General features: G+C 66.8%; 22 protein-coding genes, 1 pseudogene and 1 riboswitch. Of the genes and pseudogenes, 9 read left to right on the top strand and 14 right to left on the bottom strand.

Annotation, left to right across the window (positions count from 1 at the left end; translation table 11 throughout):
* The first annotated feature begins 306 nt into the window (after positions 1–306).
* On the top strand, positions 307–2,205 hold the full coding sequence (locus AC50X7_RS07775; RefSeq protein ID WP_494978471.1) for a DEAD/DEAH box helicase: 1,899 nt from the start codon (positions 307–309) through the stop codon (positions 2,203–2,205).
* Between the two features lie 111 nt (positions 2,206–2,316).
* On the opposite strand, the gene AC50X7_RS07770 is transcribed toward AC50X7_RS07775, so the two are convergent.
* The 7 genes from AC50X7_RS07770 to AC50X7_RS07740 all read right to left on the bottom strand — a co-directional run bounded on the left by AC50X7_RS07770 (position 2,317) and on the right by AC50X7_RS07740 (position 6,880).
* The gene (locus AC50X7_RS07770) at positions 2,317–2,967 is read right to left on the bottom strand and encodes an MBL fold metallo-hydrolase (RefSeq protein WP_494978470.1); all 651 of its coding nucleotides are present in this window, start codon (positions 2,965–2,967) and stop codon (positions 2,317–2,319) included.
* 36 nt (positions 2,968–3,003) lie between these two features.
* Positions 3,004–3,999 carry an aldo/keto reductase gene (locus AC50X7_RS07765; protein ID WP_494978469.1) on the bottom strand — a complete coding sequence of 332 codons (996 nt, stop codon included), beginning with the start codon at positions 3,997–3,999 and terminating at the stop codon, positions 3,004–3,006.
* 69 nt (positions 4,000–4,068) lie between these two features.
* Positions 4,069–4,695, bottom strand: a complete 627-nt coding sequence (locus tag AC50X7_RS07760; RefSeq protein ID WP_494978468.1) for a nucleoside/nucleotide kinase family protein — start codon at positions 4,693–4,695, stop codon at positions 4,069–4,071.
* Between the two features lie 130 nt (positions 4,696–4,825).
* Positions 4,826–5,212, bottom strand: coding sequence for a DMT family transporter (locus AC50X7_RS07755; RefSeq protein ID WP_494978601.1), 387 nt, complete (start codon positions 5,210–5,212; stop codon positions 4,826–4,828).
* Positions 5,212–5,535 carry a DMT family transporter gene (locus AC50X7_RS07750; RefSeq protein WP_494978467.1) on the bottom strand — a complete coding sequence of 108 codons (324 nt, stop codon included), beginning with the start codon at positions 5,533–5,535 and terminating at the stop codon, positions 5,212–5,214. Before AC50X7_RS07750 ends, AC50X7_RS07755 begins: the two co-directional genes overlap by 1 nt.
* Before the next feature lie 9 nt (positions 5,536–5,544).
* Positions 5,545–5,610: riboswitch (guanidine-III (ykkC-III) riboswitch) on the bottom strand.
* A gap of 76 nt (positions 5,611–5,686) precedes the next feature.
* On the bottom strand, positions 5,687–6,217 hold the full coding sequence (locus tag AC50X7_RS07745) for a ferritin (protein ID WP_307093624.1): 531 nt from the start codon (positions 6,215–6,217) through the stop codon (positions 5,687–5,689).
* 72 nt (positions 6,218–6,289) lie between these two features.
* Positions 6,290–6,880, bottom strand: coding sequence for a HutD/Ves family protein (locus AC50X7_RS07740; RefSeq protein ID WP_494978466.1), 591 nt, complete (start codon positions 6,878–6,880; stop codon positions 6,290–6,292).
* A gap of 96 nt (positions 6,881–6,976) precedes the next feature.
* Between AC50X7_RS07740 and AC50X7_RS07735 the strand changes: the two genes are divergently transcribed.
* A complete protein-coding gene (locus tag AC50X7_RS07735) occupies positions 6,977–7,591 on the top strand; it encodes a phosphoribosylanthranilate isomerase (RefSeq protein ID WP_494978465.1) in 615 nt (204 codons plus the stop codon).
* Between the two features lie 70 nt (positions 7,592–7,661).
* Positions 7,662–8,063, top strand: a complete 402-nt coding sequence (locus tag AC50X7_RS07730; RefSeq protein ID WP_494978464.1) for a YccF domain-containing protein — start codon at positions 7,662–7,664, stop codon at positions 8,061–8,063.
* 43 nt (positions 8,064–8,106) lie between these two features.
* Here AC50X7_RS07730 and AC50X7_RS07725 read toward each other — a convergent pair.
* The 3 genes and pseudogenes from AC50X7_RS07725 to AC50X7_RS07715 all read right to left on the bottom strand — a co-directional run.
* Positions 8,107–8,320, bottom strand: a pseudogene (locus tag AC50X7_RS07725) (VOC family protein); the annotation flags it as partial.
* Positions 8,321–8,367: 47 nt separating this feature from the next.
* Positions 8,368–9,177, bottom strand: a complete 810-nt coding sequence (locus AC50X7_RS07720; RefSeq protein WP_494978463.1) for a 2-phosphosulfolactate phosphatase — start codon at positions 9,175–9,177, stop codon at positions 8,368–8,370.
* Positions 9,174–10,043, bottom strand: a complete 870-nt coding sequence (locus AC50X7_RS07715; RefSeq protein ID WP_494978462.1) for a DUF4031 domain-containing protein — start codon at positions 10,041–10,043, stop codon at positions 9,174–9,176. Before AC50X7_RS07715 ends, AC50X7_RS07720 begins: the two co-directional genes overlap by 4 nt.
* Positions 10,044–10,162: 119 nt before the next feature.
* Between AC50X7_RS07715 and AC50X7_RS07710 the strand changes: the two genes are divergently transcribed.
* Genes AC50X7_RS07710 through AC50X7_RS07695 form a run of 4 tightly spaced genes read left to right on the top strand, consistent with a single transcriptional unit; the run spans position 10,163 to position 13,260 of the window.
* The gene (locus AC50X7_RS07710) at positions 10,163–10,570 is read left to right on the top strand and encodes a TOBE domain-containing protein (RefSeq protein ID WP_494978461.1); all 408 of its coding nucleotides are present in this window, start codon (positions 10,163–10,165) and stop codon (positions 10,568–10,570) included.
* Positions 10,571–10,611: 41 nt separating this feature from the next.
* Positions 10,612–11,346, top strand: coding sequence for a molybdate ABC transporter substrate-binding protein (gene modA, locus AC50X7_RS07705; RefSeq protein ID WP_494978600.1), 735 nt, complete (start codon positions 10,612–10,614; stop codon positions 11,344–11,346).
* A gap of 10 nt (positions 11,347–11,356) precedes the next feature.
* Positions 11,357–12,205 (top strand): ABC transporter permease, encoded by an 849-nt coding sequence (locus tag AC50X7_RS07700; RefSeq protein ID WP_494978599.1) that lies wholly within the window; start codon positions 11,357–11,359, stop codon positions 12,203–12,205.
* Positions 12,202–13,260: a sulfate/molybdate ABC transporter ATP-binding protein gene (locus AC50X7_RS07695; protein WP_494978460.1), complete on the top strand. Its 1,059-nt coding sequence runs from the start codon at positions 12,202–12,204 to the stop codon at positions 13,258–13,260. The genes AC50X7_RS07700 and AC50X7_RS07695 overlap by 4 nt, the downstream gene beginning before the upstream one ends.
* Before the next feature lie 64 nt (positions 13,261–13,324).
* Here the strand turns inward: AC50X7_RS07695 and AC50X7_RS07690 are convergent, their stop codons facing one another.
* Positions 13,325–13,708, bottom strand: coding sequence for a hypothetical protein (locus AC50X7_RS07690; RefSeq protein WP_494978459.1), 384 nt, complete (start codon positions 13,706–13,708; stop codon positions 13,325–13,327).
* 155 nt (positions 13,709–13,863) lie between these two features.
* Here AC50X7_RS07690 and clpB point away from each other — a divergent pair, with 155 nt between their 5' ends.
* Complete coding sequence (clpB, locus tag AC50X7_RS07685; protein ID WP_494978458.1) at positions 13,864–16,521, top strand: ATP-dependent chaperone ClpB; 2,658 nt, start codon at positions 13,864–13,866, stop codon at positions 16,519–16,521.
* 46 nt (positions 16,522–16,567) lie between these two features.
* Here clpB and AC50X7_RS07680 read toward each other — a convergent pair whose 3' ends face one another.
* Positions 16,568–17,287: a septum formation family protein gene (locus tag AC50X7_RS07680; protein WP_494978457.1), complete on the bottom strand. Its 720-nt coding sequence runs from the start codon at positions 17,285–17,287 to the stop codon at positions 16,568–16,570.
* Positions 17,288–17,560: 273 nt separating this feature from the next.
* On the opposite strand from AC50X7_RS07680, the gene AC50X7_RS07675 reads away from it, so the two are divergent.
* Positions 17,561–17,794, top strand: a complete 234-nt coding sequence (locus tag AC50X7_RS07675) for a DUF3073 domain-containing protein (protein WP_307093637.1) — start codon at positions 17,561–17,563, stop codon at positions 17,792–17,794.
* A gap of 236 nt (positions 17,795–18,030) precedes the next feature.
* On the opposite strand, the gene AC50X7_RS07670 is transcribed toward AC50X7_RS07675, so the two are convergent.
* Positions 18,031–19,812: an ABC transporter permease subunit gene (locus tag AC50X7_RS07670; RefSeq protein WP_494978456.1), complete on the bottom strand. Its 1,782-nt coding sequence runs from the start codon at positions 19,810–19,812 to the stop codon at positions 18,031–18,033.
* Positions 19,812–21,404 carry an ABC transporter substrate-binding protein gene (locus AC50X7_RS07665; RefSeq protein ID WP_494978598.1) on the bottom strand — a complete coding sequence of 531 codons (1,593 nt, stop codon included), beginning with the start codon at positions 21,402–21,404 and terminating at the stop codon, positions 19,812–19,814. Before AC50X7_RS07665 ends, AC50X7_RS07670 begins: the two co-directional genes overlap by 1 nt.
* Positions 21,405–21,407 lie beyond the last annotated feature (3 nt).

Genomic DNA, 21,407 nt, shown 5'->3' with positions numbered 1-21,407 from the left:
CGCCCACCGGAAGGGGCTGGGAAGAGGGTGGAAAGGGGGAGGACAAGGGGAGTGGGCGCGGGATGCTAGACTGGTGGAACTTGATGTGCAGTGATGCCCATGTACCCCTTCATTTAGGGGACGGGGCTTTTTTCATGTGAGAGGCACATCCTGCGTCGATGAACGCGTTCCATTTGGTCCCGGCCGCCGCTTTGCATAAGCGGCAGCAGGCTGGTTGATCACCTGAATTTTCTTCGGCGAACCCCCTTGGCCAACCGGCGTCGGGGGCCGATATCCGCACGGATACCGCCTGAAAGACCTTTGACTTTGACTACTTTTGCTGCCCTCGGCACGCCCAAAGCCCTTGCTGAAACCCTCACCGCACAGGGAATCACCGAGCCGTTTCCCATCCAGGTGAAGACCCTCCCTGACACCCTGGCCGGACGCGACGTCCTGGGCCGCGGCCGCACCGGCTCCGGCAAGACCATCGCCTTTGCCATCCCGCTTGTGGCACGACTCGCTGAGCGGGAAGCCAAGCACTTCCGCAAGCCCGGCCGTCCCATGGGCCTGGTCCTTGCACCCACCCGCGAGCTGGCCACCCAGATCAACGCCACTATCGAGCCGCTGGCCAAGGCTGCAGGCCTGAACACCACCGTGATCTACGGCGGTATCTCCCAGGCCCGCCAGGAAAAGGCCCTGCGTGCCGGCGTCGACATCGTCATCGCCTGCCCCGGCCGCCTGGAGGACCTGATCCGCCAGCGCATCCTCACCCTTGAGGCCGTGGAAATCACCGTCCTGGACGAGGCCGACCACATGGCCGACCTCGGTTTCCTGCCGGTGGTCAAGAAGCTCATGGACATGACCCCCAGCCAGGGCCAGCGCCTGCTCTTCTCCGCCACCCTGGACAACGGCGTGGACAAGATCGTTCAGCGCTACCTGTCCAACCCGCTGACCCACTCCGTGGACGATCCGCAGGCCGCGGTCACCACCATGGAGCACCACGTCCTGGTGGTCAACGACCAGACCGTCAAGAAGCAGCTGATCGTGGAGCTCGCCTCCGGCGCCGGCCGCCGCGTCCTGTTCATGCGGACCAAGCACCACGCCCGCAAGCTGGCCAAGACCCTGACCGACGCCGGGATCCCCGCCGTCGACCTGCACGGGAACCTGTCGCAGAACGCCCGCGACCGCAACCTCGCCGAGTTCTCCTCCGGTGACGTGCGCGTTTTGGTGGCCACCGACGTCGCAGCCCGCGGCGTGCACGTGGACGACGTCGAACTGGTCATCCACGTTGACCCGCCCACCGAACACAAGGCTTACCTGCACCGCTCAGGCCGTACGGCACGAGCCGGTTCCGACGGCACAGTGGTCACGCTGACCCTCCCCGAGCAGCAGACAGACGTCAAGAAGCTGATGAAGGCCGCCGGCGTCGAGGTCAGCTTCGAACGCGTCACCGCCAACTCGCCGCTGGTTGCCCAACTGGTCGGGGAAATGGCTGACAAGATCGATCCCCGCACGCGGGCCGCACTGCTGGCCAAAAAAGCTGCGCAGCAGGGCGGCGGTACCTCCACCGGTGCCAACGCCGAGCGTAAGCGCGCCCGTCGCCAGGCTGCACCCACCGCTGGTGGACGTGGCGGACGCGGTGGACGAGGCCGGGTTTCCGCCGAGCCCACGCGTACCGATGTTCCGCGTGCCGAGCGCCGCGCAGCAGCTTTCGAAGGCCGCACGGAAGCCCGCGCAGCCTTCGACCGCGTCAGCGAGCAGAACGAGGACCGCGCCATCGCAGCAGCAGCCGCCCGCCGCAACGCACGTGGCCGCGGCACGGCGTCCACCCACAGCAATGACGTTCCGGCGGCAGGTGGCCGTGCAGCGGCCGGCCGCGGTTCGGACGGACGCACTGATTCACGCGTAACCCGCAGCGACGCTCCCCGCGGCGGGACCGGCCGTCCGGCTTCCTCAGGCCGTCCGGCAACCTCGGGTGGCCAGCGCGGCGGACGCCCGGCAACTGGCCAGCGTGCCGCAGCCGGTGCAGGTGCCCGGACCGGCGGCGGTTCCCGTTCCGCCGGTGCAGGTGCTGCCACCAGCGGCAACAAGGCTGTCTGGTCCTCCAACACTGGTGGAACCTCCGGCGGGTCCTACTCCGCCGGCAACGGCGGCTCCGGCCGTCCCGCCCGCAGCGGCCCGCGCCGCGCTTCGGCTCCGGCTTCGAACGAACGCCGCAGCCGCTAGTCCCCACCGGCCCCCTGGCCTCGCAAGCTCGGCCAGGGAACCCTGGCGGCGTGAGCCCAGTTTGTTCGGTGGTTGGGCCCGTCGAAACCGCGGGCTCAAACCACCGTTGTTCTACCAGCCGCGGGCGCGCCACTCCGCGAGGTGCGGCCGCTCAGCACCCAGGGTTGTGCCTTTCCCATGGCCCGGGTGTACCACGGCGGAGTCCGGGTAGGCGTCAAACAGCCGCTCGCTGACATCGGTGATCAGCTGGTTGAACCGCTCTGGATCCTGCTGCGTGTTGCCCACGCCGCCGGGGAAGAGTGAGTCTCCGGAGAAGATGTGCGTGGGGCCTTCCGGGTCCCGGTACACAAACGCGATCGAGCCCGGTGTATGCCCACGCAGATGGATTGCCGTCAGCTCAAAGCCATCCACGGCCACGATGTCCCCGTGCTCAAGGTGCCGCTCAACTGCGACAGGCAACGCGTCGGCGTCGTCCTTTCCTGCAGCCGTGGGCGCACCCGTGGCTGCCGCCAACTCCTCCAGCGCCCGGACGTGGTCCCAGTGCTGGTGCGTGGTGGCAATCAGGGCGAGTCCGGGCTCGGCGGACGTGTCTCCGGCGGCATCCCGCAGCAGCTGCTGGATGGCCGGAAGGTCATCTGCGGCGTCGATCAGCACCTGTTCGCCGCTGGTTTTGGCCGTCAGCAGGTACACGTTGTTTTCCATTTCGCTGACTGAGATCCGGCGGATGGTCAGGGCCGGCAGGTCGTAAAGAAGTGAGTCCATAGGCTTCAGTCTAGGGATGCGTGTCTGCAGCCCTGGTTACTCGCGGCCCTGGGACACCCACTTGGGGTCGGCGGAGCGGGAGCCGACGACGGCGTCCGACGCTTCGCCAAGCGCGTCCAGTTGCGCCGGGGTGAGTTCCAGGGCGAGGGCGCCGAGGTTTTCGTCGATCCGGTGTCTTTTGCGGGTGCCGGGGATGGGGACCACCGGCAGGTTCAGCCGCTTGCCCTGGGCCAACAACCAGGCCAAGGCCACCTGGGCGGGTGTCGCATCGAGCTCGTCCGCCACGGACCGGACCGTGGCCACCACAGCCTCGTTGGCGCTGGCGGCGTCCGGGGCGAAGCGGGGGATCCCGCGCCGGAAGTCTTTTTCGCCCAGGCTGGAGGCGTCAACGGTGCCGGTGAGGAAGCCCCGGCCCAGCGGCGAGTAAGGCACAAAACCTACGCCGAGGGCGGCCGCGGCAGGAACAACGTTGCGTTCCACGTCGCGGCTCCAGATGGACCATTCACTCTGGACCGCCGCAATGGGGTGGACAGCGGTGGCTTCCTCAAGCTCCTGGGCAGTCACCTCCGACAGTCCCAGGTGCTTGACCTTGCCTTGCTGCACAAGCTCCGCCATGGCCTCCACGGTTTCCACAATCGGAACGCGGAGGTCACGGCGGTGCATGTAGTAGAGGTCAACAACATCCGTACCCAGCCGTTGCAGGCTGCGGTCCACTGCCTGCCGGATGTGCGCGGCGTCGCCCCGGATGTCCGTGTACCCGTCCGCCGGCGAGCCCACCAGCCCGAACTTCGTGGCCAGCTGTACCTCGTCCCGCCGCTCCTTCAGCAGCTGCGCGATCAGTTCCTCGTTGCTGCCCCCGCCGTAGATATCCGCTGTGTCAATGAAGCTGACTCCGGAATCGACGGCGTGGTGCAGCGTCCGGAGTGCGTCAGCCGGATCCACGTCCCCGTAAACCGGTGTCAGTGCCATGCCGCCAAAGCCAAGCGGGCTGACATTGAGGCCATCGCCGAGGTGAATCATAGGTGCTGCCATGAATGTGCTCCCATCATTGAAGTTATCCAAGCCAAGAACCCCGTCCCGGGTTGCTGTATTCCGGCAGTCCTAGTGCCAGGGGATGATCCGGTCTGCTGCCGGACGCGTGGCCTGGATCAGGACGGCGTTGGCTTCGTCCGGTCCGTGTGCCCACGCCTCCGCTGCTGCCGGTTCCATGCCGTACGAGATGTGCCTTTGCACAAGGCGTCGCAGCCGCAACGCGTGTGGTGTGTCCACAAACCAGACCTCGTCCAGCTGCGCCCGGATGTCCTTCCAGGGTTCCTGCTCCACCAGCAGGTAGTTGCCCTCGGTGATCACCAGCGGCACTTCCGCGGGGATCGCGATGGAGGCTGCGACGGGTTCATCCAGGGTGCGCCGGAATTCAGGGGCGTAGACAACTGGCTCATCCCGGCGCACCAGGCGACGCAGCAGCGACAGGTAGCCGCCGGCGTCGAACGTGTCGATGGCTCCTTTGCGCTGCCGCAGCGGCGTGCCCACAATGATGGTGTTGCCCACGTGGAAGCCGTCCATGGGCACCACCACGGCCTCGTCGGGACCGAACTGCTGCCGAATCAATTCGGCGAAGGTGGACTTTCCGGAACCCGGCGCGCCCGCAATGCCCAGCAGTATCCGCCGGCCTCCGTCCAAGGACTGGCGGAGGGCAGCGACAGCCTCAGTAATCTCGGGTGCTTCCATGGCAAAAGCCTAAACGCCCCCACCCACAGCCAGGATCCCGCTGGATCTCCCCACCTATTGCGTCCAAGAAGGCGAATTCGACGGCGTTTTGCCGGGACACGCCGTCGGCCGCCCTGAAACGTTGGGAAATTCAGCGGGCGGTGGAGCTGGAAGGGGCTGCAGTTTCAGGTTTATCGGCGTCGGAGCCGCCGGGCAAAACCTTGAGCCCGGCCGCACAGCCCATGATCCCGGCAATAAACAGCACCTTGAGCACGCTGAACGGTTCAACGCCGGTGGCCATCGCCCAGCCCACAGTCAGCGCCGCTCCGATTCCCACCCAGACGGCGTACGCGGTGCCGAGCGGGATGCTGCGGATGGCCATGCCCAGGCCAAGCATGCTCAGGGTTGCTGTCACTGCGAAAACCAGCGTGGGGATGGGCTCGGTGAAACCGTCGGACAGGCCGAGGGCTGTTGCCCAGACTGCTTCGAGGACGGCCGAGGCCAGCAGTACCAGCCAGGGAATCGAACGCCGCAGCATCACGCCACCACCTTCAGGCCCACCACGCACACGGCGATGCCGGACAACAGGAGGAGGCGTGCCGCCGTCGGGCGTTCCACCTTGGTGACGATGGCGTACGCGGAGGTCAGCACTACGCCCACCCCCACCCAGACGGCGTAAGCGGTGCCGGTGGGGATGGACTGCATGGCGATTGCGAGGCCGCCGGTGCTGGCGGCCACGGAAACCAGGAACAGCAATGTGGGGGCGATGCGGCGCCGGCCGGACGCCTGGAAGGCGCGGTGCAGGGCTGCCGCCCAGACGGCTTCAAGGGCACCGGAAACAATGAGTATTAACCACGGCATGACAGATCCTTTGGCCAGTCTTGTCGCGTGCCGGGTACTGAACCGTCGTCCGGAGGCTCCGCCGCGGAGCCTTGGCTTCCAGCGTAGCAACGCCCGACGCCGGTCGGCCAAAGATGGTGCCCAACCTCACCAGTTGGGCCGGGACGGAAACCTAGAGGGCACCGCCGGCAGCTTCGGGAGCGGACGCGTCACGGCCGCCGTCGCCGATGGTTTCCCGGGCGATGAAGTTTTCGATGTCGAACAGGTTGTCCGCACGCTCGGCGATGTTCAGCAGCGTGGTCATGGACGCGACTTCCTCCACCTGCTCCTTCAGGAACCAGAGCATAAACTGCTCGCCCAGCGCGTCATTCTCGCCCCGGGCAGCCCGGAAGAGGTCCTCGATGTTGCGGGTGACTTCCTTTTCCTGCTGCAGCGCAAGTGCCAGCGGCTCCGTCACGGAGGAGAAGTCGTTGCGGACCGCAGGGACGCCGGGAATGGTGAAGGGGATATCCCGGTCCAGCATGTACTGCACCATCATCATGGCGTGGTTCCGTTCCTCCACGGACTGGCGGTAGAAGTACCGGGCCAGCTGGGGGAGGTCCTGGTTGGCGAACCAGGTGGCCACGGCAATGTACTGCTGCGATGCCGTGAACTCGTTGCCGATCTGGGTGGACAGGAGCGCATTGAACGTTGAAGTGGTCATAGGCCGAGTTTAGGGACGGCTGCGGGGAGTGACCAGTGTGGAAAGGCTCTGCTTCCCAAAGGCGAGGCTTTCCTATTCCCCGCCTGGCCCCTCCTCGACCGGGTCGATCGACACGACGGCCAGGAAGCCGCGGCCCAGGATGTCAGGGGTGTCGACGTCGGAACCCACCACGGCGTCGTACCGCGACAGGGTTTCGGGATCATTTGTCCCGACGGCGGCTGTTGCCTGTCCCTGCAGCAGGATCCCCAGCTGCCCCTCAAAGAGGGGTTTCGCGCGCTTTTTGGACAGCTCAATGATGGAAGTGAAGCCCTTGAAGCTTCCGGTCCGCGTGATGACGTTCAGGTTCCGGATGTCGCCCGTGGGCAGGGAGGCGTGTGTGCTGGCGCCGCCCGGAAAGCGGAATGCGCGGTACTTCTCGAGTGGATGTTCGGCGCCGTCCACGGTGAGCAGCAGGAGTTCACCGTCGATCACGGTCAGGACCCGTTCCATGCCGGGGAACGGCGAGTAGTCTCCGGCCTTGCTGACGTCCGCGATGCTGACCCGCCAGTCCCAGGATCCGTCCTGTGTGGAAGCGGCTTTGGGGTGGGTGGCGAGTTGGCGTGTCACGCCGCCGCCGTTGCGCCAGGATTGGGGCTTGAGGTCTGCAAAGCGGATGATCTCCATCAGCCCAGCCTAATTGCCACGGGTGCCTCCGCGCCCCAGGGTTCCTGCTACTCTCCTCCGGGGGGATAACACCAAAGCAGCCTCAAGGAGCCGGGAATGTTTGTCAAAGTGTGTGGTCTCAGTACGCCCGAATCCGTCCGTGAAGCGGTGCAGGCCGGCGCGGATGCCGTCGGTTTTGTCCTCACCGCCAGCCCCCGCGTTGTCACGCCGTCCCAGGCGTCCTCGTTGTTGGCGGAGGTCCCCGCGGGAGTCTCTCCCATCGGCGTCTTCCGCCACGAACCCGTGGCAGACGCCGTGGCCATCGCCCGCGCTGCCGGGCTCGAATGGATCCAGCTGCACGGCCCGCGCTCCCGCCAGGACGTAACAACAGTGCACGACGCCGGCATGAAGCTGATCAGGGCAGTCACCATGGGCGCCGCTCCAGAGGAATTCGAAGACTGGGGCGAGGACCTCCTGCTGATCGACGCCGCGGTGCCCGGCTCGGGGGAGGCCTGGGATTACGCTTCCGTTGCCGCAATGCCCGTACTTCAGGGACGCCACTGGCTGCTTGCGGGCGGGCTGGACCCGGTCAACGTGCGTCGCGCATCCACGGCCGCCCATGCCTGGGGCGTGGACGTCTCTTCCGGCGTGGAGGCATCCCGGGGCGTCAAGGACCTGGCCAAGGTGCGCGCCTTCGTCCAGGCAGTGAAGAGCGAAGCCGCCCCGGTTTAGCAGCTGAGTCAGGGGCCAGTCAGGGAAGGCCCCCATCCTTTTGTCAGACCCCCGGGGGCACAATGGATGAATGAAGACACTGCTCAACATCATCTGGCTGGTTTTCGGGGGATTCTGGCTTGCGCTGGGCTATTTCGTGGCCGGCGTCATCTGCTGCCTGTTGATCGTCACCATCCCGTGGGGAATCGCCTCGTTCAGGATCGCCGAGTACACACTGTGGCCGTTCGGCCGGACGGTGGTAGACAAGCCCGGCGGGACAGGGGTCTTCTCGCTCCTCGGCAACGTGATCTGGCTGCTGGTGGCGGGCATCTGGATCGCGATCGGCCATGTGGTTACTGCGGTTGCCATGGCCGTCACCATCATCGGAATCCCGCTGGCGATCGCCAACCTGAAGCTCATCCCGGTATCCCTGATGCCCTTGGGCAAGCAGATCGTTCCCACCAGCGCGCCGTTCGTCACGGCCTACCGGTAAGCAGTCGTCGCTTCCCTGGGCAGCGGGGGGAGGGGACGCCCGGTCAGTCAGCCTGTTCTTCGGGTTGAAGTGCCCGCATGACGCAGAACTCGTTGCCGTCCGGATCCGCCATCACCACCCAGGTCACCTCCGGATCCTGGCCGACAGAAATGCGCTCGGCGCCAAGACCCCTCCAGCCTTGCAACCTCCATGTCCCGGTCCTCGGGCCGCAGGTCCAGGTGGAGCCTGTTTTTGACCTCCTTGCTCTCGGGCACCGTCAGGCATTCCGAGCGGCCGGCGCACCACCAGAAAAAAGGGCCCTCCGTCAGCGGGGGCTGAATGCCCCGTCCACCAGGATGGCCACAGCGCCGCTGTCGTCCAGTTCAGCAGCGATATCGACGTCGTCCCCGTAGCCGGCACCGGCCAGTTCGCGGCCACTGGAACAGCTGTGCAGCATCTCGCGGAGCCGCGGCTCAGTGGCCTCGAAGACTGCCATGGCCGCCACAGCCTCCGGTGAGTAGCCGTGCCTGCCGTCTTCGGCCTCGTAGCCGCCCTTGCCTGCGGCCACCAGGCCGGCGATGAAGGCGCCCGCCCCGATCTGGTCCTCCACAGCCGGGCGGAGGGTGCCGTCAGGCCAGCGCTCACCGGCAGCTATTACTGCGATGACAGCATCCGCTGGCAGGTTGGCCGCCACCCAGTCCGCAGTTGCGGCGGCGTTGCGCAAGGACACGGCGGCTACCAACGGGACTTCGCCTGCCAGTTCATGGCAGAGGGCGGAACCGTTCGGGGACGGCAGGACCACCCGCTCCAGGGACGCCGCAGCCCGGATGCTGGCGGGGGAGAGGCTGAGCCCGCCGCCGTTGCGGGGACCGGCCAGCTGGGCGTCGTGGTGGGCGGCGAAGTCCTCGGCGCCTGTGTCCTTCCAGGGAAAGGGAAAAACAACGGCACGCCGGTCGAGGGCGAGGCTGACGCAGGTGCTGAAGGACAGGATGTCCACCACCACGGCGAGGTCCGCCCCGGGCGCTACTGTCCTGGCGCCGTCGAGCCCCCACTCCAGCCGCACGGTGTAGGGCAGTTGCCGGTGGGCTGCGCTCGCCGTCAGCGTGTGGCGGGGGGTTGAGCTGGGTGCGTTCACGCCAATTCGCCTTTCAGGTTCCGGTGTGCGGCGTCCAGCCACAGCTCCCGCGCACGGCCGCTGTGGAACAGCGGGTCAAGTTCCAGCAGGCGGCGTACGACGGCGGTTCGCCCGGCAACGAAGTCAGCGTCGCCTATGTGCGCATAATCCTGGCGGACGTGAGCCACGTACCTCGCATACTCGTCCGGTTCCCCGCCGAGAACGGAAAGATCGGCATCACAAAGGAGCGCGCCGTCGTCGTCCCCCGGTTCCGGGCGGTGATCCGATGTCAGCCGCACCAGCCGCCCCACCTCAGCCACCTCCGCGTCGGGAAGGCCGGCGTGCTGCAGCCGATCCTCTGCCAGGCGTGCCGACTCCTCCTCATCCTGGTCCGCCACGCCCCGATAGACGGCGTCGTGGAACCAAGCGGCCAGCAGCACGGTGCGGGGAGGATCGGCGGGATCGGTGAGCAGGTCGAGGGCTTCCAGCACCGAGAGCAGGTGGGTGCAGCCGTGGTACTGGCGGTGCGGCTCGCTCCACCGGTCAAGCAGGTCCAGGAACAGTGCGTCGTGCCCCGGCATGATGGCATCCCACCGGTTGAACAGCGGAACCTTGAGTGACTTGTTCCGCTGCCGGGCGGGGATGCGCAGGCCGCTGGCGATCAGCTTGCGGACCAGGACCCGCGCCTCCACAGGGATGGCTCCAGCTGCCACCAGGTCATCGAAGCGGCGCTCCGCGACGTCGTAGTGGTCGCCGTCGAAAGCGCGCTTAGGAATCCCGGCCGCGGAAGCGAACCCGTGCAGTTCCGCCAGCGACGAGTCCGATACCAGGTGCGAAAAGTGGGCCCCGTGCGCAGGCCAGAGCGGCGGGTCGATGTAGATGGCCATGGAGGAAGTCTAGTGGGACGCCCGTCAAGGGGTGCCGGGTAGCAACTGCTGAAGCGGCGGTTCCGAATATGCGGTGTAATTCTGCTGCTTCTTCCGCAAGTGCGCCCTAGACTTACGTCATGACCATTATTCGCGTTGCCGAGGCTGCCCGGTTCCTGGGTGTCAGTGACGATACCGTGCGCCGCTGGCTGGATAACGGGTCCCTCACCGCGGTGAAGGACGACGGCGGGCGGCTTGCGGTGGACGGCCTGGACCTTGCCCGGCATGCGCAGAAGCTGGCGCAGCTTCCGGACGATCCGCACCGCACCGGCAGTTCGGCCCGGAACCGCTTTGTGGGCCTGGTCACCGGCATCACCGCGGACAAGGTCATGGCCCAGGTGGAGCTGCAGTGCGGGCCGTTCCGGGTGGTATCCCTGATGAGCAGTGAGGCCGTACGGGAACTGGGACTGGAACTCGGCTCCGTGGCCACCGCAGTGGTCAAAGCCACCACTGTCATCATCGAAACGCCGCAGGGCAAGGCGCTGTGAAGACGAGCCAAAAGTTGGTCGCTCTGGTGCTGGCGGTCCTGATGGCGGCCATACTGTCAGCCTGCGGTGGCAGTGGCCGGGCCTCGGGCAAGGACGGCGGGTCGCTGACCGTGTTCGCTGCCGCGTCCCTTAAAGCCAGCTTTACGGAACTGGCAAAGACCTTCGAAGCCCGGCACCCCGGCACCACCGTCACGCTCAGCTTCGCCGGATCGGCCGACCTGGCCGCGCAGATCAACCAGGGTGCACCAGCCGATGTCTTCGCCTCCGCCGACACCAGGAACATGGAAAAACTGCACGAGGCCGGGTTGGTGGACGGCGAACCCCAGGTCTTCGCCACCAACACGCTCGCCATCGCCGTCCCGCCGGGAAACCCGGCCGGCATCCGCTCCTTCTCGGACCTCAGCAAACAAGGACTACGGCTGGTGCAGTGTGCGCAGCAGGTGCCGTGTGGTGCCGCCGCCGCCGCCATCGAGCAGAAAACCGGCACGGAATTGACCCCGGTCAGCGAGGAAAACTCCGTGACCGACGTGCTCGGCAAAGTCGTTTCCGGAGAAGCCGACGCCGGGCTGGTCTATGTCACCGACGTCCGGTCCGCTGCGGGAAAGGTGGAGGGGGTTCCCTTCCCGGAAGCTGCCCGCGCCGTCAACAGCTATCCCGCGGCCGTGCTGTCCGGCAGCCGGAACGGCTCAGAGGCGCGCGCATTCCTGGAACTGCTGTCCACCCCCGAAGGCCAGCAGGTGCTGGCAGAGGCGGGCTTCGGCAGTGGCCGGAATTGAGCGGCGCTGCATGAACCGCCAGGCCTACAGTGGTGTTCCGCGCGGGATCTATGCACTCGCGGTCCTGGCTGCCCTGGTAGCGGTACTTCCGCTGTTCGCCATGGTCGCGAGGGTCAAGTGGGCCAACTTCCTTCCGCTGGTCACTTCAGAGTCAGCGCTGTCGGCCCTGGGCCTGAGCCTGCGGACGTCCGCCGCCAGCACCGTCCTGTGCATTGTGCTCGGCGTGCCGCTGGCGCTGGTCCTGGCCCGGGGCAGGTTTCCGCTGCAGGGCTTGCTGCGTTCGCTGGTGCTCCTTCCGCTCGTGCTGCCGCCGGTGGTGGGCGGCATAGCGCTCCTTTACACCTTCGGCCGCCAGGGACTCCTGGGCCAGACCCTGGAATTCCTCGGTCTACAGATTGCCTTCTCCACCACGGCCGTTGTCCTGGCACAGACGTTTGTGGCACTGCCGTTTCTGGTAGTGAGCCTGGAGGGGGCCCTGCGGACCGGCGGCGAACGCTACGAAGCCGTGGCGGCCACTCTTGGCGCCTCACCCGGGCGGGTGTTCAGGCGCGTGACGCTGCCGCTGGTGCTGCCGGGGCTGGCCTCGGGCGCCGTGCTCTCCTTTGCCCGCAGCCTGGGCGAGTTCGGCGCCACCCTCACTTTCGCGGGCAGCCTGCAGGGGGTGACCCGGACCCTGCCGCTGGAAATCTATCTGCAGCGTGAAACGGACCCGGACGCCGCCGTCGCACTCTCCCTGGTGCTGGTGGCCGTGGCGGTCGCCGTCGTGGCACTTGCGTACCGGCGTACCGGCGGAGCCGCCTTGCGGCCTTCCTTGAAGCGGACGACGACGGCGGCCGCGCCGGGTGGGAACGCCGCGTGATGTTCACATTCGAGGCAGCTGTGGCTGAGCGGGGATTTGACGTCGCCCTGCGTGTAGGCCCCGGCGAAACGGTAGCCGTGATGGGACCGAACGGGGCGGGCAAATCGACGCTGCTGTCCGTGATCGCGGGCCTGTTTCGGCCGGACAGCGGCCGGGCAGAACTCAGTGGAAAGACACTGTTCGATCTCTCACAGGCCAGGAGCACATGGGTGCCGCCGCATCACCGCGGCACCGCCCTGCTTGCCCAGGAACCCCTGCTGTTCCCCCACCTCAACGCCCTGGAAAACGTGGCCTTCGGTCCGCGGAGCACCGGGGCTTCAAGGCAACAGGCAAAGTCCCAAGCCGTCCGTTGGCTGGCTGAGGTGGAAGCGCAGGACCTCCACGAACGCCGTCCGGCGGAACTTTCGGGTGGCCAGGCCCAGCGCGTTGCAGTGGCACGGGCACTGGCAGCGGATCCGGCACTTCTCCTCCTGGACGAGCCCATGGCCGCCCTCGACATCCACTCCGCACCGCTCCTCCGCCGCCTGCTGAAGCGGGTCCTCGCGGACAGGCCGGCCATCATCATCACCCACGATGTCCTGGACGCGCTGATACTGGCCGACCGTGTAGTCATTCTGGAAAGGGGCCGAATTTCAGAGGAAGGGCCCACCCGCGAGGTACTCGAGCGGCCCCGGAGCACGTTCGCCGCCGGGCTGGCGGGGCTGAACCTGATTCCTGGAAGCCTCACCGCCGACGGACTCAAAACGGCCGACGGCCAGACCATCTCGGGCCACGTTGAGGACCCCGGTCCGGCAGGAGAGGAGGACCTTGCAGCGGTGGCCGTGTTCCCGCCGTCGGCCGTCTCCGTATTCCTCGACGACGCCCACGGCAGTCCCCGCAACTATTTCCAAGTGGCCATCACGGACCTGGAGCCGCACGGTGACCTCATCAGGGTCCGCGCGGGAAGCCTTGCTGCGGACATTACGCCGGCCGCTTCAGCGGACTTGGGCCTGGTCCCCGGCTTGCCCGTGCATTTTGTGGTGAAGGCGACGGCTGTGGCCATCTACCGGGCCTGATCGGCTCCGTCATTTCCAGTGGCATTACAAATTTCTTCCGGACGCAGCTGGTTTGCCTCCTTGCCTACATCCCGGGCACGTCCAGGGATTCGTACACTTGAATGCTCGCACCCGGCATCATGAGGTGCGGATGCCCGTCCAGCAGTGCCTGGGCACCGGCGAGGTCCTCGGCCTGGAGAATCCCATAACCTGCCACGCCGGTGTTGGTGTCGGATGTGCCGGTTGACGTAATCTCCTTCCCTGCCCCGAGCGGGTTCCCCAGGTCCACGATGCCGTCGCCGGCGTTCTCGGCCCACGCCATCCAAGCCTTCATACCCTCCTGGGCGGCCTCGGGCGAGCTTTCGGCCATTTGCGCCTGGGCTGACTGTGCTGCGATGTAGAGAACAACAAACTTCTTCATTGCCTGTCCCGTCTCCCGCGCGCCGGCGGCACTGTGCTCCCCGGTCACAAAGCGATCCTAGGGTGGATCGGACGGGTTGAAAACGGGGCGGGCGGGTCGTCTGCGCTGGTTCGCCCTCGGCAAACAGGAAATAAAAGGTACCCCGCCCAAAGTTGAGCGTAGTAGACTCAACCTAGATCGACTGCCCTTGAAAGGAGCTCTCTTTGGACGTCAAATTCACTACCAAGAGCCAGGAGGCTCTTTCGGCTGCGGCCATGAATGCCTCCACCGCCGGCAACCCACAGGTGGAGCCGGCCCATCTGCTCAAGGCGTTGATGGACCAGCGTGAAGGCGTCGCCGTGGCGCTTCTCCGTGCCACCGGGGCCGACCCGGACGCCGTCAGCGTTCAGGCGAGCAGTGCCATCAAAGCGCTGCCTGCCACCTCAGGTGCGTCCAGCCAGCAGGCACAGTTGTCCCGGCCCGCACTGCAGGCCATCCAGAACGCCAAGGGGGAGGCGGAGCGGCTGGGCGACACCTTCGTCTCCACCGAAGTACTCCTCCTGGGTCTTTCGGCCGGAAGTGACGCCGCGGGCCGGTTGCTGCGCGACGCCGGCGCCTCCCATGAAGCGCTCCTCGCCGCCCTGCCGGGCGTCCGGGGCGACCGGAAAGTCACCAGCCCGGACCCCGAGAACACCTTCCAGTCCCTGGAAAAGTTCGGCACGGACCTCACCGCCATGGCCAGGTCCGGCAAGCTGGACCCGGTGATCGGCCGCGACACGGAAATCCGCCGGATCGTCCAGGTCCTCAGCCGCCGCACCAAGAACAACCCCGTGATCATCGGCGAGCCCGGCGTCGGCAAGACCGCCGTCGTCGAGGGGCTGGCCCAGCGCATGGTGGCCGGGGACGTGCCGGAAAGCCTGCGCGGCAAGACCCTCATCGCCCTGGACCTCGCCTCCATGGTGGCTGGCGCAAAGTACCGCGGCGAGTTCGAGGAGCGGCTCAAGGCAGTCCTCGAGGAGATCAAAAACTCCGACGGCCAAATCGTCACCTTCATTGACGAGATCCACACGGTGGTGGGTGCAGGAGCCACCGGCGAGTCCTCCATGGATGCCGGCAACATGCTCAAGCCCATGCTGGCACGCGGCGAGCTGCGGCTGATCGGCGCCACCACCCTGGATGAGTACCGCGAAAACATCGAAAAGGACCCCGCGTTGGAGCGCCGCTTCCAGCAGGTGTATGTGGGCGAGCCCAGCGTCGAGGACACCATCGGCATTCTCCGTGGGCTGAAGGAGCGCTACGAGGCACACCACAAGGTGGCCATCGCTGACTCTGCCCTGGTGGCCGCCGCGACGCTCTCGAACCGCTACATCTCCGGGCGCCAGCTGCCGGACAAGGCCATCGACCTGGTGGACGAGGCCGCGTCCCGGCTGCGCATGGAGATTGACTCGGCCCCTGAGGAAATCGACCAGCTCCGGCGCGCCGTCGACCGGCTCACCATGGAGGAGCTGGCCCTGGAAGGTGAGACTGACGCCGCCTCCGTGGAGCGCCTCGCGGCTCTCCGTGCGGACAAGGCGGACCGGGAAGAGGAACTTGCTGCCCTGAATGCGCGCTGGGAGGCCGAAAAGGCCGGCCTCAACCGGGTGGGCGACCTCAAGGCCAAGCTGGACGAGCTACGTTCCACATACGACAAGGCTGCCCGTGAAGGCGACCTAGAGACGGCGTCACGGATCCTCTATGGCGAAATCCCGGCCCTGGAGCGCGAGCTGAACGCCGCCGCGGAGGCCGAAGCCGCCGTCACGGACAAGTCCGCGCAGATGGTGGCGGAACAGGTGACCGCGGACGACATCGCCGAGGTCATCTCCGCCTGGACCGGCATCCCCGCCGGCCGCATGCTGCAAGGCGAAAGCCAGAAGCTGCTGCACATGGAAGAGGAGCTCGGGAAGCGGCTGATCGGCCAGAAAAAGGCTGTCACCGCTGTGTCCGACGCCGTCCGCCGCGCCCGTGCCGGCATCAGCGATCCCAACCGGCCCACCGGTTCGTTCCTGTTCCTTGGGCCCACCGGCGTCGGTAAGACCGAACTGGCCAAGGCCCTCGCGGACTTCCTGTTCGACGACGAACGTGCCATGGTACGGATAGACATGTCCGAATACAGCGAGAAGCATTCCGTGGCGCGGCTTGTGGGTGCGCCTCCGGGATACGTGGGCTATGAGGAGGGCGGCCAGCTCACTGAAGCCGTCCGCCGCCGCCCGTACTCGGTGGTGCTGCTGGATGAGGTGGAGAAGGCCCATCCTGAGGTCTTCGACATCCTCCTGCAGGTGCTCGACGACGGCCGCCTCACCGACGGCCAGGGCCGCACCGTGGACTTCCGCAACGCGATCCTGGTGCTGACGTCCAATCTGGGCAGCCAGTTCCTGGTGGATCCGTCGCTGGCTGCCGAGGCCAAGCGGAACGCCGTGATGGCCACCGTCAACGCCTCCTTCAAGCCGGAGTTCCTGAACCGGCTGGACGAAGTGGTGCTGTTCGATCCGCTGTCCGTCGAAGAGCTGGCCCGCATCGTTGAACTGCAGGTAGCCGAACTTGGCCGGAGGCTGCACGAGCGCCGGCTGACCCTCGACGTCACCGAAGGCGCCCGTGCCTGGCTGGCCATGTCCGGCTTCGACTCCGCCTACGGAGCCCGGCCGCTGCGGCGTCTGGTCCAGCGGGAAATCGGCGACCGCCTCGCCAAGGCCATCCTGTCCGGCGAAATCACTGACGGGGACACCGTGCTGGTGGATACGGCTACCGACGTCAACGAACTCACCATCGAAGGGCTGGAGTCGCTCGCCGGGCCCAACGGCGGCGCTGCCCTGGGAACGGGGCTGGTGGTCCGCCGGAAGGACTAAGCCGGCCCGAGTTGAACTAACGCGTGCTGCCCTGGTGTCGCAAGCACTAGGGCAGCACGCTCGCTTTAACGTTGTTGCCGCCAGGGGACGTTACGTAGCAGTCCAGCCTGCGGTCCCCGGAGTCCCAGCTCGTGGCGCTGGGGAAACTGCGCTCGAAGTTCAGTTTGTAGTCGTTCGCTGCCGGGCCGAGGTTTGCCGCCTGGCATGCTTCGAGGGCCTTGGCCTTGAGTGCCTCGGCCCCCGGGTAGGGCTCGCCTTCCGGGTAGTGGAACAAGGCAACCAGTTGCGCGGAATGGCCGGTATTGCATGGCACAACGGTGGACTTCAGCGCCTCCGGGCTGAAGTCCTTGAAGCAGTCGCCCAGAGCATAAGCGGCAGGCTCCGCCACGCGGGGCAGGGGCAGGGGGGTCGCCGGGGGCGTGACGGCGGTTTGCAGTACGCCGGGAACCGCGCCTGCGGACGCTTCCTGGTTCCCGTTGTCGTTCAGCCACAGGACAAGCCACACCAGCGAGCCGATAACCGCCAGGAGGACGACGACGAAAAACGCCTTCCACAACGTCCGCTGGTTGACGCTGCCACGGCCGGCTGCGGGCCTTTCGGCCCGGATCGACTGGTCCTGGTCCCAAGCCTCGCCCTGCTCCCGCGATGGTCCCTTGCTGCGTGCCGGTGGCTCGGCTGCCGGGACTCCGTGCTCGGCCGCGGGAACTGTGGGCAGGCCAGCGGTGGGCGGGGAGGCGGGTTTGGGCGGAACGTCCTGGTGGTTCACGGGGTGCATCCTCCTGCGTTTCGTCCGCACGGTCAGCCGGATTTCCTGCCAGCATCAGTAGTTCTTAGGCGACTCTACCGAAGAAAAACGCCGGATTCCGGCCCCGGAGGGGCAGGAATGGTACTGCATGTGACCGCCACGCGCCGAGGCTGGCAAGCGGGGGCAGTCGAAAGCATGTAATCTAGGTGTACGACAAATTGACCAAACATTCCGGGGCCTCACCATAGCCAAAGGTGACCACCTCCGGTCCGAGTACAAAAAGGGGGTCACGCCATGGGGCGCGGCCGTCAAAAGGCAAAAGCTACCAAACAGGCTCGGGACATCAAGTACTACTCCCCGAACACTGACTACACCGCTCTCCAGCGTGAGCTCAAGAGTTCAGAAGTCCGCGCTCCCAGCCGTTTCGCCAACGAGCCGGTTGAACCGGACTATTCGGCTTACGTGGACAAGTACGCGGATGATTTGGAAGAGGACGACGACGAGGTACACACTCGTCGCATCGGCTAGCTGTCGCAAGGTGCTGTTGCCATAACCGGACAGCCCTGTGGCGCCGTCGCACTCCGGATTCAGCTGATGGATCCTGGTCGTTTTGTTGGACCAGTGCAGCGCTTCTTTTCAGCACACCGGCGATCCAGAAGGATCACGGGTGCTGCTTCAGTTTATGAAGCCCGCCCCCTGCGCCGTGAACCGGTGCCGGGAGCGGGCTTCTTGCTGTCTTCCGAGAATCAGCGGAATGCCGCCCGTTACCGGCCGGTTCCGGCAGGAGCTGTTGGCAGTTTTCCTGTTTTTTGCGGCGGTGACACCAGGACAGCAGCGCCGCCGGCGCCCGCAAGGCTCACCGCCAGCACCGACGCCAGGACCAGCGCGGTTGCCGGTGACAGGACCGCCCAGGGCGCCCGCTCAACATAACCGATGCCCTCGGCAAGGATGAGTCCCCACTCGGGCGACGGCTGTTGAGGGCCCAGCCCCAGGAACCCGAGCGCCGCGAGGGCAAGGGCTACACCGGGCAGCCGGAGCATCGCGTGGCGCAGGAGCGGCCGCACCACTGCCGGCAGGATGTAACGGAGCAGGATGCGCGCCCTGCCCACCCCCAGCACCGGGAGGATCTGCACGTAGGACTGTGCCCGTGCCTCCTGGGCCAACGCGGCGGTATGCGCCGCCAGCGGCGCCCAACTCACGGCGGCGACAGCCAGTGCAGCACCCTGCGCCGAAGGCCCCGTGATGGCTGCGGCCACCAGTCCAGCCAGGATGGGCGGCGCTGCGTTGGCCACCTCAAACGGCCCCGTGGCAGCCAAGGGGAACAGGCCGATGGCGATTCCCACGGCCAGGCAGACCAGCACCACTACCAGCGCAGTCCCCAGCGTCCCCGCGGCCCCATGACCCACGCGGGCCAGGAGGTCCCGGCCGCTGGCATCGGCCCCGAACGGCAGCGCCCAGGTGGGCACCGCGAGTCTTGGGTGTGCAGAGGTGAAGGGGTCACGCAGCAGGCCGGCCACAACAATGAGCAGCAACGTGGCCGCCGCAACTGCCGGTACTGCCAGCCCGCGGCGGCTCCCTGACCGCGCTGGCTCCGGCAGCGGAAGGGTGCCGAAGCGGACCGCTGGGCCGATCAGTACGTAACGCACCGCCGTCGTCAGCGTTCCCGCCAGCAGTGCCAGCGCCAGAAGTGCCAGCATGCCGGCCTGGAGCGCGGGAATGTCCTGGGCGCCGGCAGCGCCCAGGAGCGCCCGGCCGAGCCCTGGAATTGCGTAGACCTTTTCAACCGCGACAGCCCCGCCGGTCAGCCCGATGAGGACCAGCCCGATCTGGGGCAGCACTGACGGCAGCGCGCGCCGCAGCACAGCCCGCACCAACTGCCCGGGTTGCGCGCCGGCCAGGCGCCAGGTTGCCACCCACGTCTCTCTAAAGCCGGCACGGACGGCGTCGGACAGGAGCAGGCCTATCAGGCCGCCGGCCGGGATGCCGAGGGCGAGTGCCGGCAGGACGGCGTACTCCGGGCCCTTCCAGCCGAAGGGCGGAAACCACCGGAGCCAGATGGCACCCACTACCAGCAGTACGGCGGCCAGCAGGAACTCCGGCAGGGAGGTGAGCGCAGCAGACAGGGCACCGGACGCTGGCTTCCGCCGCTGCCGGAGCCCGTCCACTACCGCGGGTACGCAGATCAGCAGGGCAATGATGGACGCGGTGGCGAGGGCAAAGCCCATCAGGGTCGCGGAGACGCTGAGGGCTGCCACGACACCGGGGGCCACAGGCGTATTGCTGATCCAGGACGTGCCGAGGTCTCCCGCGAAGACCCGCTGGACCCAGGTTACGAGCATTGCGAGCGGGCCCTGTTCCAGGCCGAGCTCCGCGCGGATGGCGGCCAGGGTTTCGGGTGTGGGCTCGCGGTCCGAGTATCTGGCCCGGAGGATGGTGTACTCGGCGCCATGGCCTGAAAGCCACGGCATCATGCCGATCAGCACCACGAGTCCGAGGAGCGCGACGATCCGCGAAGCAGTGACTTTCAGGAAGGCCGGAGTGTGCATCAGCCTGCGGCGCCTGTGCTGTTGGACCCGCTGCTGCTGATCCCGGTGTTGCCCGTGATCAGTGCCCGCTCGCGCGGATCCCGCTCCACACCCCGGACCCGGGTGGACTCGCCTTGGATGACACGTTCGTGGAGCAGCGGGACGGCGGCGTTCCGGGCGAGGATGAGGCTTTCCGCGGCTGCGATCGCAGCACGGCGTCCAGGGCCGGCAGGGATACCGGCGGCTTTGGCCAAGGCTGCGTCCACTGCAGGGTCGCAGAACTGGGAGATGTTGAAGGAACCGGCGCAGGAGAAGTCGCTGTAGAGGTATGCCACGGGATCGCCGGAGTCCAGCACCGTGGCGCGCGAGAGGATGAAGGCATCAAATTTGCCGGCCAGGGCGTCCGCTTCGATGTGCTGGTACTCGCGGACGTCCTGCTCGACGGTAAAGCCGGCGGCTTCCAGCTGCTGCTCGAGCTGGACTGCTACCTCCGGCAGCTCGGCGCGGTCCGTGAAGGTTCCAAGCCGGATGGGCGTTCCCTTGACGGTGGCTGCGGCGACGCGGGTGGCCAGCGCTGCGGCGTAGCTTTTGTTTCGCCGCTCGTCTGCTGCCCACGGAAGCGCCGGGCCAAGCAGCCCGGCCGCCTTGTCCGCGCGGCCTTCATAAACCCGGTCCACAATGGCGCCGGCATCGATCGCTTCGCGGGCTGCGGCGCGGACTGTGGGATCAGCGAACGGACCCGATGCCGTGTTGAGATACAGCGTGTTGGTCCGCGGCATCGGCACCTCATGCACCAAGGCCGGATCGATCTGCGCCACCTGGCCCACCGGGATGGCTTCTACGATGTCCGCGTTCCCGGTGCGCAGCGCCGCTGCCCGGGCAGTGCCGTCCGGAACAAACTGGACATCCACGCCGTCGGCTTCCGGTTTTTCGCCCCAGTACCCGTCGAAGCGGTCCAGCCGGGCGGAGGTGGTGCCGTCCACCGAAACCAGCCGGTATGGCCCGGTTCCGGCATTCACGGGGTCAACCACGCCGCGTTCCTTGTATGCCGAGGCCGCAAGGATGGCCAGCTGGGGACTGGACAGCCTCTGGGGCAGGAGCGGATCGGGCGTCGCGGTCCTGATGGTCACGGCGTCGGGACCATCAGCGGCGGCAGTCAACTCCACGCCGTCGAGGATTCTCGGCTTGGGGCTGGCCTGCACGGCGGCTGACACGGAGGCGACGACTTCCGCGGACGTCATGGCCGTTCCATCGTGAAACTCGACGCCGTTCCTTAGGGTGAAGCGCCAGGAGGTCTGATCGATCTGCCGCCACCCGGTGGCCAGCGCGGGTTCAGTTTCGCCGAGCTCGTCCAGCACTACGAGAGTTTCCGCGGTCTTCCAGCGGGAAAGTTTAAAGGCGTCGTCGCTCAGCGGCGACAACCCGGACCGCGGCGGCTGAAGCATGGCCAGTTTTATCCGGCCGGCACTGTCACCGCCCTCCGCCGCAGGCTCGGCGCCGGAAAAGCATCCGGTCAGACCGGCAGCAAGCAGCAGGGTCGAGAGGGCGGCTACACCTGTTTTGTATCGAATTTTGGGCACGTTTATGACCTGTTTCGGGTATCGAGGGGGCAGATG

The sequence above is a fragment of the Pseudarthrobacter sp. Hb11 genome, assembly GCF_059383655.1.
The sequence above is the reverse complement of the archived record's forward strand: the minus strand, read 5'-3'. Positions and strand labels throughout refer to the sequence as shown.